The sequence below is a fragment of the Streptomyces meridianus genome (genome assembly GCF_023703325.1).
GTDB lineage: Bacteria > Actinomycetota > Actinomycetes > Streptomycetales > Streptomycetaceae > Streptomyces > Streptomyces meridianus.
Map to the genome: position 1 here is coordinate 23,529 of NZ_JAMQGM010000020.1, position 13,165 is coordinate 36,693.

Below are 13,165 nucleotides of genomic sequence, written 5' to 3' on the forward strand. Positions count from 1 at the left end.
CGCTCACCGTCATGTCCTGCTCCTTTCGTAGCCCTCCCGCCGGATCGCCCGCAGGAGGGCGACGCGGGCACGGACCTCCTCGGCACCGATGCCGTCGGGTTCCCGGCCTTCCGGGCCCCCGCGGCAGATGCGGCAGAGTCCCCCGGGCAGCGCCTCGGGGCTGCCCGGCGTGCCGCAGTCCGTGCACTCCATGAGCCGCTGCGGGAGAAGCACGGCCGTAGCGGCGAGGGGTTCGGGCGGCAGCTTCGCGGTGAGGCGACTGCGGGCGAGAGCCGCCGGGCTGTGGACCTGCTGCGGTAGCCCGGCCGTCAGCGCCAGCACCAGCTGCGGCGCGGTTGCCCCGCGCTCCAGCCACCGGCCGGCGAGTTCCTCGAGCCCGGCGCACTCGACGGCGGAGAGCGTCATCCGCGGGTCGGTCCGGCCGAGGGACGCCAGCACGTCGTACGCCTCGGAGCGCGGCCGTCGGGTCACCGGGCGGGGAGTCGGACCGGGCGACGTGGCAGGCGCGGGAGACATGACGGTCGCGGGCGATGGGCCTCCGCGGGCCCGAGCGGCTGCGGCCGGACGTGGTTCCGGGTGAACATCCGGCGCGGGGACGGGGGTTGGCGGGAGCGGCCCGGCGACATCGGTCACCTCACCCGACAGAAACCGGGCCCACCAGAGGTCGTCGTGCGACACGCGCGAGAAGTACGTCCGGAAAACCCAGCGGGTGCAGCCGACGCCGGCGTTCTCGCGGACCCGGCGCAGATGACCGGCCTCGGAGAGCACGGTGAGCGCCGAGCGGACGGCCTGCTGACCGTACGCGGGAAGCTCCCTGGCCAGCGTCTTCGCGTCGATCGCGGCACCTTCCGGCAGCCGGTCGATGTGCGCGGCGACGGACGCCTCGCGGGTCGGGAGATGCGCGAAGTCACCTGCCCGGCATGGGGGTTGACCGAGTACGGAGCGTTTTCCGTAGCCCGGTGAGGCCATCGGAGGGGCGTAGGGGAGCGGGGCAGAGCTAAGCTGAGCAGCAGCCATGAGATCGGTCCTTGCGATCTTGGTGGTCAGACCCCCGGAGGTGTTCCAGCACCGACGGGGGTCGCTTGTTGCTGCGCACGCTACACCGGGCATCCGACCGATTGCGAACGGTGATCATAAGTCATACCGGCTGATCAGCACGGCTCTTGGGAGGGTGGGTGGGTTCTGCCGAACCACCCATTCCTTGTTGGGGAAGCTCGGGTCTCGAAGCTCGCAACCCGAGCTTCGAGCTTCCGCACGGCCGCAGTAGCACGGGCAGCACGGGCTCACCCGCCCGAGAACGGCAGTCCGGCCGTCAGGCGGCCAGCCGCGTGGCGAGGAAACCGAGTCCCGCGATGACGAGGGTCACGGCCCAGGCGAAACCGATCTGCCGCTGGTCGCCGGCCCGGTAGGCCCGCACCGCGCACACCCCGCTCGCGACGAAGCCCAGCACGGCGAGCCCGGCCGCTACCGCGCCCCACCACGGGACGCTCGCCTGCACGATCCCGAGCACGACACCGGCGACCGTCACGAACGCCAGCCCGAAGGACAGCCAGATGACGGGCTGCGCGGACCTCTCGAGGAAGTACCCGGCCCTGTCGACGTCGTCGTTCACTGTGCTCTCCTCACACGGCCTTGTGCAGCGGCTACCGCAGCCGCTGCCCGGCCGCGAACGCCACGAACTCCGCCCAGGCATCCGCCTCGAACGACAACCGCGGACCGGACCGGTCCTTCGAGTCCCGGACCAGCACCTGCCCGGAATTCACAGCCACCTCGACGCAGTTTCCGCCCCCTGAGTCGCTGTAACTGGACGTGATCCATGCCGCTTCGGTGCTCATAGCCCCTCCACCATCCTCAGGATGAACCGCGCCGATTCCTCTGTCCCCAGAGCCTGCATCCGGATCATTCCATGGCGTTGAGCCAGCACGCTGATCTTGTTCGCGTCGGCGTACAGGGCTCCTGTCTCCTGCCCCTCCACGTACGCGTACTGCTGATGCCCTGCTGTCTCCACGAGCACCAACGGACCGCTCAGCGCAGCGTGCGCGCTGTGCCCTGCAGGCAGGACTTGCACCGACACATTCCGCAACCTGCCCACTTCCAGCAGGTGCCGCATCTGCGCAGCCATGACCTCGCTGCCGCCAACCATGCTGTGCAGAGCCGCTTCATAGATGACGAATCCGAACAGTGCGGTGGCTTTGAGCAGCAGTCTCTGCCTCTGCAGCCGAGCCGTCACCCGTTCATGAATGGTGTCGTCATCAAGTGGTGGACAGTGGTCGCCGATCAAGGTGCGCGCGTATTCCTCGGTCTGCAACAGACCCGGAATGAGCAGCGTCTCGTACGAGTGCAGTGAGACCGCCTCGGCCTCTACGGTCACGAAGTCCTGTGCGTACGACTGGAACCGCTCCGGCTTCAGGTACTCCTGCGCCGCGACCAGCTTCCCCCGCGCTCCGCACATCTCGTCGGCGACTTCGAGCAGCCAGGTCGCGGGTCTGCGGCGGCCCTGCTCCATCGACTTCACGGACTCGTACTCGTAGCCCGCCTCCTTGCCCAACTCCTCGCGGGTGACGCCCGCCTGGATGCGCCACAACTTGAGCTGGTTCCCGCAGTACCGCCAGGCCATCGGCGGCTGGGAGTTCCCCTCGGCCATCTGCACCCGCGCCGTCCCTCCCGGTGCACGACGGGTACAGCCACCTGCCGTACCCGCGTCGCCACTGCCGAGGTTAGGCACGGACCAGCACCGTTGTGAGGCAGTACCAGCACCAGCCCCACCGCCGGGTGACACCAGCAAGGATTCCGATGCCAGCCAACACCCCCGCCACCAGCAGCGTCGCGATCGGCGCCACCGCCTCCGCCGCCCCGCCCGCCGGCGGCCTCCCCCGGGACATCGAGTGGCGGCTGCCCCGTCATCCGCGCAGTGTCGGCCGGGCCCGCGCGCTGCTGCGGGCACAGGCCGGTTCATGGCGAGTGCCGCCGGAGCCGACCGAGATCGCCGTACTGCTGCTGAGCGAACTGGCCACCAACGCCGTGCGGCACGCCGACGGCCCGGACGCGCGGGAGTTGAGCATCCGCCTCACCGCCGGGGAGAAGCGGCTGCGGGTCGAGGTCTCGGACGCGAGCGAGCGTCCGCTGCGCCCGGCGCAGGCATCGGCCTGCGACGAGACGGGCCGCGGCCTGAGCATCGTCGCCGCGCTCGCGGACGACTGGGGAACACACCCCCGCGCCTGCGGCATCGGCAAGATCGTGTGGTTCGAGATCGCGGCACCGGCCGAACGGGCCCCCGCCCCGGTCGGCGAATCGGAGCAGTGAGGCCGACGGGTGTACCCGTCGGCCTCACCGGCACCGTCACCGGACCACGCCGCCGGTCAGCGGTTGACCGCGTCCGAGAAGTCCCTTTGACACTGCTGCTGCTCGGCCGTGCTCTTGGCGTTCTGCATGCAGTCGGCGTAGCTCCCGAACTCCTCGGAGCCCAGGATCGACGCCCCGGCCACGAGGACGACGGCGGACACGGCGAGGGCCAGACCGCCGAGAATCGCGCCGGCCAGTGCCATGCCGCCGTTCGTCGCCTCCCCCCGGCTCTTACGGCGGTAGCCGAGGATGCCGAAAACGACGGCGAGCAGGCCCAGGACCAGACCGCCGACGATCGTCCAGAAGAAGAGAGCCGCCAGGATGCCCAGCACGAGCGCGGCGATGCCGAACCCGTTGCGCTGCGCCTGAGCCGGTGCCGGATAACCGGTCCCCGCGGGCCCCGCCTGGCCGGGGTCACCCCACCCCGAAGTCGAAGAAGCCACTGAACTGTCCTTTCGCCACGTCAATGAATGCACCAACGAAGCGGTCGGGCCCCGCCGGCGGCGTCACGAATCGTGACACCGACACCGCTCAGGCCCTTCCCCCCAGGTGTCCGGCTAACAGACTTCCCCCGGACAAGAGGCTGAACCCTGCCCATTTCCGTGACAGTTGGGAACGATGGCCACTCAGCGGTCGATCTCGGACAGGCACAGGGTGCTGTACACCACGTTCCGGCGGGACACCGTGTACGTGACCTGGCCGGGCTCGCAGTCGTAATCGGTCCGGCGGTCGTCCACGACCGTGAAGCCGCCCCGGTGCGGCGGAGGGAGGCATGGACCGCACGAAACCAGCCCGCACTGCCCCGGAGACGACTGGCGGGGGAATCCCGCTCGCTCGGGCACGGTCCGAACTGCACGCCGGAATCGCGCGGGTCCCGTACAACCCTTTCTCCGTTTCGTTCGTCTCCTGTGCGGCGACTGCCGCCTCCCGCACCATCCCGAGCCGTCCAGTGATCGCCACAGGACGGGCTCCCCCGTACTCCCCCACGGCTTTCCCCCTTCGCAGATGCACCGCATCCCCCCCAGGAGACCTCCCGCATGCGCAAGAGACTTCGTGTCGCCATCGCCACCAGCGCCACCATGGCCGGTGGCCTGCTGACGGTCACGGTTCCGCCCGCCACTGCCGCGCCGGCCGCCACGCATGCCTCCGACTTCAATGGCGACGGCTACGACGACCTCGCGGTCTCCGCACCGGGCACCGTCGTCAACGGCCACAACCAGGCAGGAGCGGTGGTCGTCACCTTTGGCTCGGCGAACGGGGTGAAGAGCAGCCGGACCCAGGTGGTGACGCAGAGTTCCAGCGGCGTCCCCGGTGCCTCCGAGGTCGGGGACGGCTTCGGGAGCACCACGGCATCCGGCGACTTCAACAGCGACGGTTACGCGGACCTGGCCGTCGGAGCGCCCGGCGAGGACACTTCCGCGGGGCTGGGGACGGGGGAGAACTCCGGTGCGGTCACCGTGCTGTGGGGCGGCAGCACAGGGCTGTCCGGCGGCACCGCCCTGGAGATCCCGCCGATGAACTACCCGAAGGGCTACGGACATGTCCTCACCAGCGGGGACTTCGACGGGAACGGCCGTGACGACCTCGCCGTCGGCCAACGCAGCTACAACTACGTGTTCTTCTACAAGGGCGGAACCGTCAAGAGCAGCAAGCTCGGTGGCCGCAACGGCTTCGAGGACACCTCGCTGACCGAGAGCAGCACCGGCATCAGCTCGCTCACCGCGGGCGACGTCAACGGTGACGGCACGGACGATCTCGTCGTCGGCGGCGACAACAACGACACGAGGGAGTACTTCAAGCAGTCCCTGTACCTGGCCCCCCTCGACCTCAATCGACGGACCTACGCCGGCGAGGTCTCCCACGGCGAAGCAGCCGCCGTCGGCGATGTGGACGGCGACGGATACGCCGACATCGTGACCGGATTCCGGTGGGATCCCCGGTCCTGGATCGAGGGGGCGAGCCTGGGAGGGAACGTCACGCTGACCTACGGCTCGGCCGACGGCCCCGACACATCGCGTCCCGCCGTGACGATCACTCAGGACAGTGCCGGTGTTCCCGGTGCCTCCGAAGAGGGCGACGAGTTCGGATCCTCGGTGACCCTGGGCGACATCAACGGGGACGGCCTGGCCGACCTTGCCGTGGGCTCCCGTTATGAATCGGTCGGCACGGCCGAGTACACGGGGTCGGTCACCGTGATCCCCGGAGCCGTCGGCGGCCTGGCCACCGGAGCGGCATACGCATACAACCAGGGCTCCCCGGGGGTGCCCGGTGCGGCCGAGGCAGGCGATTACTTCGGAGCCGCCGTGGCCCTCGCCGACACCAGCGGTGACGGGAGGGCCGACCTCGCCGTCGGTGCCAACAGTGAGAACAACATGGACGGCGCGGTGTGGTCGCTCAAGGGGGCCGCATCGGGTCTGACCACCACGGGAGCCGTGAGCTTCGGGGCCGGCACCGCCGGTCTGCCGACCGACGAGTGGCCCGAGTTCGGGGTCGCGATCAGTGGCTGACGCATGACGACTGCGGCGCGGCTCCCGGGACCATCGGTCGTCCCGCGGCGCCGCGCCGCCGTCGTCACAGGCGGAGACTCAGCCCTTCACACCCGACCCCAGGTCCGTCGAGACGAACCGGCGCTGGAAGGCCAGGTAGAGCGCCACCGCGGGCCCCGCGAGAACGCACGCCCCGGCGAGGATCGCCCCGAACGGGTTGGCCGCCCGGCCTGCGACGTTCGAGATGTAGTTGGCCAGCGCCACTGCCAGCGGCTGCATGTCCGGGTCCTTGGTGACCAGGAACGGCCAGAGGAACTCGTTCCAGGGACCGATGAACGTCAGCAGCACCGTGGTGAGCAGCGCGGGCTTGCACAACGGGACCGCGATCCTCAGCATGATCGTGAGCTCGCCCGCGCCGTCGATGCGCGCCGACTCGAAGAGTTCGCGGGGCAGTTGCAGGAAGAACTGCCGGAAGACGAACACCGCCGTCGAGTTGACCGCGAACGGCAGGATGATGCCGAGGTAGGTGTCGGCCAGCCCGTACGTGCGGACGATCATCACGTAGAGCGGGATCATCAGCAACTGGAACGGCACCAGTTGCACGAGCAGCACGGTTCCGAACACCAGGCCCCGGCCCTTGAACCGCATCTGCGCCAGCGCGTAGCCGGCCAGCAGCCCGAACACGACCGTGCCCGCGATGACGCCGCCGGTGAAGATCCCGGAGTTGGCCAGGGCGGACAGCAGCGGCACCCGGTCGTTGATCGCCGTGTAGTTGCCCAGGGTGAGACCGGCCGGATTCGGCAGCAGGGCCGACGGGTCGGAGCTGGGTTCCGGCTGCAGCGAGCCGACCACCATGTAGTAGAAGGGGAAGAGGAACGCGCAAGCGCCGATGAGCAGCACGATCAGGCGCGGCAGCTTCCGGCCTGTCTTGGGGGCGGACATGACGCTCAGCCCCTTTCCGTCAGCTTGCGGTTGATCAGGGACACGACCAGAACGAACAGCACCAGCAGCACGCCGATCGCAGCGGCCACGTCCGGACTTCCCTGCTCGATGCCCCGCTGGTACATGAGCAGGACCGGGGAGGCGGAGGACCCGTCCGGTCCGCCGCCGCCGGTGAGCAGGTAGGGCTCGGTGAACAGGTTCGCGCCGGTGATGGTGGCGACGATCAGCACCAGGGTGGTCGCCGGCCGCACGCCCGGAACGGTCACCGACAGGAACTTGCGCACGGTGGAGGCGCCGTCGACGTCCGCGGATTCGTACAGCTCCTTGGGCACGTTCTGCAGCGCCGCCAGGTAGAGCATGATGAAGAACCCGAGCTGCTTCCAGGCCACGAACACCGCGATCAGCGGCATGGCGAGGGTCTCGTTGACCAGCCAGCTCGGTTCCGGGGCGAGGTCCCCCAGCAGCTGGTTGACCAGGCCGCCGCTGCTGAACAGCCACAGCCAGACGCCGACGACCGCGACGCTCGCCGTGATGTACGGCACGTAGTAGGCGGCGCGGAAGAACGAGCGCATCGGCAGCTTGGCGTTCAGCGCGGTGGCCAGCACCATCGACGCGAACACGGTCAGCGGCACGTTGATGACCAGGAAGACCAGGATGTTGACGAACGACCGGCGGACGTCGGGGTCGGTCAGCACCGTCACGTAGTTCTCGAAGCCGACGAACGGGTGCTCGACGACGACGTTGGGGGCGGTGAAGAAGTAGTCGTGGAACGACATCCACACCGCGAACCCGAACGGGTAGGCGAACACGACGGCGACGAACGCCAGGTAGGGCGAGACGAACCCGAGTCCCAGGAGGTTGCGGCCCAGCGACCGCAGTCTCCCGGGACTCGTGGCGCCCCGTGCGGGGGAAGACATCGAAGGCACCTCTACGAACCGATCACTTCTGGCCGGCGAGCTTCTCGGCCTCGGCCGCGGCCTTCTTCAGCTCGCTCTCCGGGTCCGACTTGCCGAAGATCACCGAGCGGGAGTAGGCGTCCCGGAACGTCTGCCACACCTTGATGGACTCGGGCACGTTGGGCACCTCGACCGTGTGGGCGGCCGCGTCGGCGTAGGCCTTGTACTGCGGGTTCTTCTCGAAGAAGTCCGCGTAGGTGCCGGTCAGACCGTCACGCACGGGCATCTGGCCGGTGGTCTCGAGCAGCTTGCCGTCCTGGTCCCGGGAGGTCGCGAACTTCATGACCTCCCACGCGGTGCCCTGGTTCTTGCAGGAGCTGAACATGCCGACGGACTTGGCGTCGCTGAAGGTCTTGGTGTCCGCGGCGGGCGTGCCCTTCGAGGTCGGCACCGGGACGACGCCGTAGTCGATCTTCTCGCCGTAGACCTTGGCGGCCCACGGGCCGGCGATGGTCATCGCGGCCTTCTCGTCGGCGAACGAGTCGCCGTTGTACTTCTCCTTCTGCGCGTAGCCCTTGCTGTACATGGACTTCCAGAAGTCCGCGACACGCTGCCCCTCGGGGCCGGTGAACTGCGCCTTGCCGTCCTCCAGCAGCTGCTTGCCGCCGGTCTCCGCGGCGAACAGCGGGTAGAAGTCGAACCAGGACTGGAAGAACTCCGAGCTGGGCGCGGGCCAGATCGCGGCCTTGGCACCGCCCTTGCCGGTGAGCTTCTTCGACGCGGCGAGGAAGTCGTCGTACGTCGACAGCTCGGGCTTCTCCGGGTCGAGGCCCGCCTTCTCGAACATCTTCTTGTTGTAGGAGATCATCACCGGGTTGGACTTCCAGGGCAGCTGGTAGTACTTGCCGTCGTCGGACTTGTACTGCTGCGCGAGATCTCCGGAGCGCTTCTCGATGTGCTCGGCTGCGCCGGGGAAGTTGTCGAGCGGCACCAGGCCGCCCTGCTTCTGGAACTGGGAGACCGCGGCCGGCGAGGTGTTGAAGACCAGGCACGGGGCGTTGCCCGCGGTGATCGCCGCACCGATGACCTCTTCGGAGCTCTTGCCGGCGGGTATCTCCTGCGCGGTGACCTTCTGGTCCTTGTGCGCGGAGTTCCAGGACTGGACCATCTGCTTGGCCCAGGCGATCTCTTCCGGGTTGTTGGCGTACCAGATCTTGATCGGGCCCTTGGAGCCGGCCGCCTTGGCGGCGTCGCCGCCCGAGCCGCCCCCGCAGGCGGCGAGCGGCAGGATCAGCAGGGCTGCGGCGAAGGGAAGAGCGCGTTTCATGAGGAACTCCGTGGGTGCTCGGCTCGGGGAGGGGGCAGGGATGCGCCGCCGCTGCGGGGCGGTGCGGTGGACCGGCGGACGACCAGTTCCGTCGGAGGAAGCTCGATGCTCTCCGCGCTGCCCGACTCGACGAGCCGGAGCAGGGTGCGGGCCGCGGCACGGCCCATGCCGAGAGCGTCCATGTGGACGGTGGTCAGCGGGGGGTGGACGTGGCCGGCGAGCTCCGTGTCGTCGAAGCCGGTGATCGACAGGTCGCCGGGGATGGAGAGGCCCAGCTCGTGGGCGACGGTGATGCCCGCGATGGCCATGAGGTCGTTGGCGTAGACGATGGCGGTCGGCGGTTCGCCGTCCCGCAGCAGGCGGCGGGTGGCGTCAGCGCCGCCGGCGGCCGTGAAGTCCCCGGCCGCCTCCGGTCCGGGCGGCAGCCCCAGGCCGGCGAGGGCGTCGCGCCAGGCGTCGCGCCGGCCGCGGCCGTGCACGAACTCCTGCGGCCCGGTGACATGTCCGATCCGCCGATGCCCGAGGCCGACCAAGTGCTCGACGGCGGCACGGATGCCGGTCCGCTCGTCGAGCGCCACAGCCGGGAACGGCGAGGCGTCCGGCGGCTGGAGGGTGACGGCGGGCAGTCGCAGCTCCTCCAGCAGCGCCAGCCGGGGGTCGCCGCCGACCCGCAGGTCGGAGAGGAAGACGCCGTCGACCCGGCCGTCCTCGGCGAACTGCCGGTACCCGGCGGCCTCCTCGTCCCAGCCGCCGGTGACGACCCGCAGGACCAGCGCCTGGCCGACCTTCGCCAGTTCGGTCTCCACACCCGCGATGAACGCGGGGAAGAAGGGGTCCGCCCCCAGCAGCTCCGCAGGCCGGGCCATGACCAGGCCGAGCGCGAAGGCGCGGGAGTGGGACAGGGCGCGGGCCCGGTGGCTCGGATGGAAACCCAGCTCCGCCGCCGCGGCGAGGATTCTCGCCTTGGTCTCCGGAGCGACGCCGGGGCGGTCGTTCAGGGCGAACGACACCGTCCCCTTCGAGACACCCGCAGCGCGGGCGACGTCGGCGATGGTCGGGCTTCGGCGCACCGTCTCTCCTGTCCGGACGAGGGGGATCGGGCTCGGCCGGCACACGTGCCTGCCGTGTTCTTCGCGGACGTCGTCGACTGCGAACCCTGGTGTGGAACCAAACCGGTTTGAGCGACGGGTGTCAAGAGGTTCCGGGTGTGGTGTTCAAACCGGTTCGATCGCGAAGCGGGCGAGGTCGTGCGCGACGGGGACGCCGCACCGCGGAACTCGCTCCGGGAATCGGGCAGTCGGGGCCGAAGGCGGTCAGCCGGCCAGTACGGCCCGCAGATCGGCCGGCGAGCGGTAGTGCACGCCCGCCATGCCCTGGGTGCGTGCGGCCTCGACATTCGCGGCAGCGTCGTCCACGAACAGGCATCGACCGAGCGGCATATCGACTGCTTTCGCCGCATAGCGATAAATGCCCGATTCCGGCTTGGCCATCCCGATCCGGGCACTGCTGACGACGGCGTCGAAGACGCCGGTCAGGCCCAGCAGCTCGAGATCCGACTCAAGACGCGTCGTGGCGTTGGACACCAGCACCACCGGCCCACGTCGGCGGGCCTCGGCCAGCAGCTCCAGCACCGCCGCGTCGACCTCGCCGGTCAGCGCACTCCACTCGGCGGCGAGCTGCCGCGCCCGCTCCAACGACCCGCAGGGCCGGGCGAGTTCACGGGCGACCGAGGCCCGCCACTGCTCGTCCGTGCACTTCCCGGTGACGGCGGGCAACAACCGCTCCGGGCCGAACGCCGCCGCGGCGAGCGTCCCCTCCGGCAAGTCGTAGGCCCGGTCGAGCCCGGGCATGCCCTGCGGATCCCACAGCCGCAGCACACCGTCGAAGTCGCACAGCAGAGCATCGAAGGACCGGAAGGTCGGAGCAGTCATGCAGCCGATCCTGGCAGCCACAGCCCGCCTTCCGTGCGGCTTCAGACCAGCCGACGCGCCGTCGCCCAGCGCGTCAGCTCGTGCCGGTTGGACAGCTGCAACTTCCGCAATACTGCGCTGACGTGGGACTCCACCGTCTTCACCGAGATGAACAGCTGCTTGGCGATCTCCTTGTACGCGTAGCCGCGCGCGATCAGCCGCAGCACCTCCCGCTCGCGCTGCGTCAGCCGGTCCAGGTCCTCGTCCAGCGGCGGTGCCTCGGTGGAGGCGAACGCGTCCAGCACGAAGCCCGCCAGCCGCGGCGAGAACACCGCGTCCCCGTCACGCACCTTGTGGATCGCCTCCACCAGGTCCGCGCCGGTGATGGTCTTGGTGACGTAGCCGCGCGCCCCGCCGCGGATCACCGCGATGACGTCCTCCGCGGCGTCCGACACCGACAGCGCGAGGAAGCGCACCGGCCGCTCGCCGTCCGTCATCAGCGCCGCCGAGCGCCGCAGCACCTCGACCCCGCCGCCGCCCGGCAGATGCACGTCGAGCAGGACCACCTCCGGCCGGGTCGCGGTGATCACCGTGACCGCCTGGTCGACGTCGGCGGCCTCCCCGACGACCTCGACGCCGGTGCTGCCGCTCTGCCCGATCTCGGCCTGCACACCGGTGCGGAACATCCGGTGGTCGTCGACCAGCACCACCCGCACCGGCCGGCTGTCCGGCGGCGCCGCTGCCCCGTCGCCGTCCTCCACGCTGCCGTGCCCGTCCCGCATACGGTCGTTCATCGTCCGTTCCCCGTTCCCGTCGTTCCCGTTGTCGCCCCCGGTCATGACGACCGCTCCGTCATCCGATCCGTCTCCAGTTCCACCACCGTGCCCCCGTCCGGCGCCGAACGCAGGTGCGCCGTACCGCCGTTGCGCTGCATCCGGCCGACGATCGACTCGCGCACGCCCATCCGGTCGGCGGGCACCGCGTCCGGGTCGAAGCCGGGCCCGTGGTCGCGTACCGAGACAAAGACGGTACGCCCCTCCACCTCCGCGTACACCTGGACCGGCCCGTCCTCGCCGCCGTACTTCGCCGCGTTGACCATCGCCTCCCGCGCGGCCTGCACCTGGGCCGCCAGCCGCTCCTCCAGCGGGCAGTCCCCGACACACACCACCTCCACAGGAACCCCGTGATGGTCCTCCACCTCGGCCGCCGTGGCGCGGACCGCCTCGGCCAGCGTCCCGGGTCCGTCGCCGTCGCCCGCGTCCGCGCCGGTGGCCGCGCCCTGCGGCCGGTGCAGCCAGGCCCGCAGCTCCCGCTCCTGTGCCCGCGCGAGACGCGCGACCTCACGCGCGTCGGAGGCGTTGCGCTGGATGAGCGTCAGGGTGTGCAGAACCGAGTCGTGGACGTGTGCGGCCACTTCGGCCCGCTCCTGGGCACGGATGCGCGCCAGCCGCTCGGTGTGCAGGTCCTGGGTCATGCGCACCACGTACGGCCCGGCCAGCAGCGCGATGCCCACCAGCACGGCCAGCGCCGCCTGGAGAGCCGACCCCAGGTGCCGCGCCGACCCCTGGAGCACGACGATGCCCGAGACGCCCGCACCGACCAGGACGACCCCCGCCGCTGTCCGGGCCACGGGCAGCAGGTGCTTGGACCGACCGACCGCCGTCCAGCGGGCGCGGCGCGCGTCGTCCGCCTGCCGCCACACCAGGGCCACGCCCGCGCCGATCAGCAGCAACGGAAGCAGGTGGAGGCTGAACGGCCCGCCGAAATCGAGGTTGTTGACGTAGACACCGAGGCCCACGACGAGCGCCAGGAGCGCCAGGATCTGCCCCTTGTCGGGCCTCCTGGTGAAACCCCGCAGCCCGTCGGGACCGGTCCGTGCGGCCGGTTCGGACACGCGCCGGGCAACGCCCACCCCGACGCCGCCGACCCCCAGCGGGACCACGAACCAGAAGGCGGCGTAGACGATCGCACCCAGCCCGTCCACCACGAAAAGCGCCAGGAACACCAGCCGTACCCACGAGACGGGCAGCCCCAGGTGCCCCGCGAGACCGCGCGCCACCCCGCCCAGCATCCGGCCCTCCGCGCTGCGGTAGAGCCTGCGCCCGACCGGGTCGTCCTGCTGCCCCGCGGGCCGGGAGGACGTCCCGTGGCCGTGGTCGGCGGCACCCGGGGGCGGTTGCGTGGCGGCGGTCATGCCCCCGATCGTCACACGCACCCGGCCCCGGTGGCATCAGGGACGACCCTGACGCCGCCCCCGAGGCG

Annotated in this window: 14 protein-coding genes; 2 read left to right on the forward strand and 12 right to left on the reverse strand. The window is 70.4% G+C overall.

Features of this window, described 5'->3' with window-relative positions:
- Positions 1-9: 9 nt before the first annotated feature.
- From M1E25_RS09715 to M1E25_RS09730, 4 genes are all read right to left on the reverse strand, one after another.
- Positions 10-1,017 carry a hypothetical protein gene (locus tag M1E25_RS09715; RefSeq protein ID WP_251412711.1) on the reverse strand — a complete coding sequence of 336 codons (1,008 nt, stop codon included), beginning with the start codon at positions 1,015-1,017 and terminating at the stop codon, positions 10-12.
- Between the two features lie 295 nt (positions 1,018-1,312).
- A complete protein-coding gene (locus M1E25_RS09720) occupies positions 1,313-1,612 on the reverse strand; it encodes a hypothetical protein (protein ID WP_251412713.1) in 300 nt (99 codons plus the stop codon).
- A gap of 31 nt (positions 1,613-1,643) precedes the next feature.
- A complete protein-coding gene (locus M1E25_RS09725; protein WP_251412715.1) occupies positions 1,644-1,835 on the reverse strand; it encodes a DUF397 domain-containing protein in 192 nt (63 codons plus the stop codon).
- On the reverse strand, positions 1,832-2,644 hold the full coding sequence (locus tag M1E25_RS09730; protein ID WP_251412716.1) for a helix-turn-helix domain-containing protein: 813 nt from the start codon (positions 2,642-2,644) through the stop codon (positions 1,832-1,834). Before M1E25_RS09730 ends, M1E25_RS09725 begins: the two co-directional genes overlap by 4 nt.
- 149 nt (positions 2,645-2,793) lie before the next feature.
- Between M1E25_RS09730 and M1E25_RS09735 the strand changes: the two genes are divergently transcribed.
- The gene (locus M1E25_RS09735) at positions 2,794-3,303 is read left to right on the forward strand and encodes an ATP-binding protein (RefSeq protein ID WP_251412719.1); all 510 of its coding nucleotides are present in this window, start codon (positions 2,794-2,796) and stop codon (positions 3,301-3,303) included.
- A gap of 56 nt (positions 3,304-3,359) precedes the next feature.
- Here the strand turns inward: M1E25_RS09735 and M1E25_RS09740 are convergent, their stop codons facing one another.
- Positions 3,360-3,785: a DUF4190 domain-containing protein gene (locus tag M1E25_RS09740; RefSeq protein ID WP_251412721.1), complete on the reverse strand. Its 426-nt coding sequence runs from the start codon at positions 3,783-3,785 to the stop codon at positions 3,360-3,362.
- Between the two features lie 594 nt (positions 3,786-4,379).
- On the opposite strand from M1E25_RS09740, the gene M1E25_RS09745 reads away from it, so the two are divergent.
- A complete protein-coding gene (locus M1E25_RS09745; RefSeq protein ID WP_251412723.1) occupies positions 4,380-5,849 on the forward strand; it encodes an FG-GAP-like repeat-containing protein in 1,470 nt (489 codons plus the stop codon).
- Between the two features lie 78 nt (positions 5,850-5,927).
- On the opposite strand, the gene M1E25_RS09750 is transcribed toward M1E25_RS09745, so the two are convergent.
- From M1E25_RS09750 to M1E25_RS09780, 7 genes are all read right to left on the reverse strand, one after another.
- Complete coding sequence (locus tag M1E25_RS09750; RefSeq protein WP_251412725.1) at positions 5,928-6,770, reverse strand: carbohydrate ABC transporter permease; 843 nt, start codon at positions 6,768-6,770, stop codon at positions 5,928-5,930.
- Between the two features lie 5 nt (positions 6,771-6,775).
- Complete coding sequence (locus M1E25_RS09755; protein ID WP_251412737.1) at positions 6,776-7,687, reverse strand: carbohydrate ABC transporter permease; 912 nt, start codon at positions 7,685-7,687, stop codon at positions 6,776-6,778.
- Positions 7,688-7,709: 22 nt separating this feature from the next.
- Complete coding sequence (locus tag M1E25_RS09760) at positions 7,710-8,993, reverse strand: extracellular solute-binding protein (protein WP_251412740.1); 1,284 nt, start codon at positions 8,991-8,993, stop codon at positions 7,710-7,712.
- Positions 8,990-10,063, reverse strand: coding sequence for a LacI family DNA-binding transcriptional regulator (locus M1E25_RS09765; RefSeq protein WP_251412742.1), 1,074 nt, complete (start codon positions 10,061-10,063; stop codon positions 8,990-8,992). The genes M1E25_RS09760 and M1E25_RS09765 overlap by 4 nt, the downstream gene beginning before the upstream one ends.
- A 243-nt stretch (positions 10,064-10,306) precedes the next feature.
- Positions 10,307-10,924 (reverse strand): HAD family hydrolase, encoded by a 618-nt coding sequence (locus M1E25_RS09770; protein ID WP_251412744.1) that lies wholly within the window; start codon positions 10,922-10,924, stop codon positions 10,307-10,309.
- 41 nt (positions 10,925-10,965) lie between these two features.
- Positions 10,966-11,685 (reverse strand): LuxR C-terminal-related transcriptional regulator, encoded by a 720-nt coding sequence (locus M1E25_RS09775; RefSeq protein ID WP_285830590.1) that lies wholly within the window; start codon positions 11,683-11,685, stop codon positions 10,966-10,968.
- A 53-nt stretch (positions 11,686-11,738) separates the two neighbouring features.
- Positions 11,739-13,097 carry an ATP-binding protein gene (locus tag M1E25_RS09780; RefSeq protein WP_251412746.1) on the reverse strand — a complete coding sequence of 453 codons (1,359 nt, stop codon included), beginning with the start codon at positions 13,095-13,097 and terminating at the stop codon, positions 11,739-11,741.
- Between the last annotated feature and the right edge of the window lie 68 nt (positions 13,098-13,165).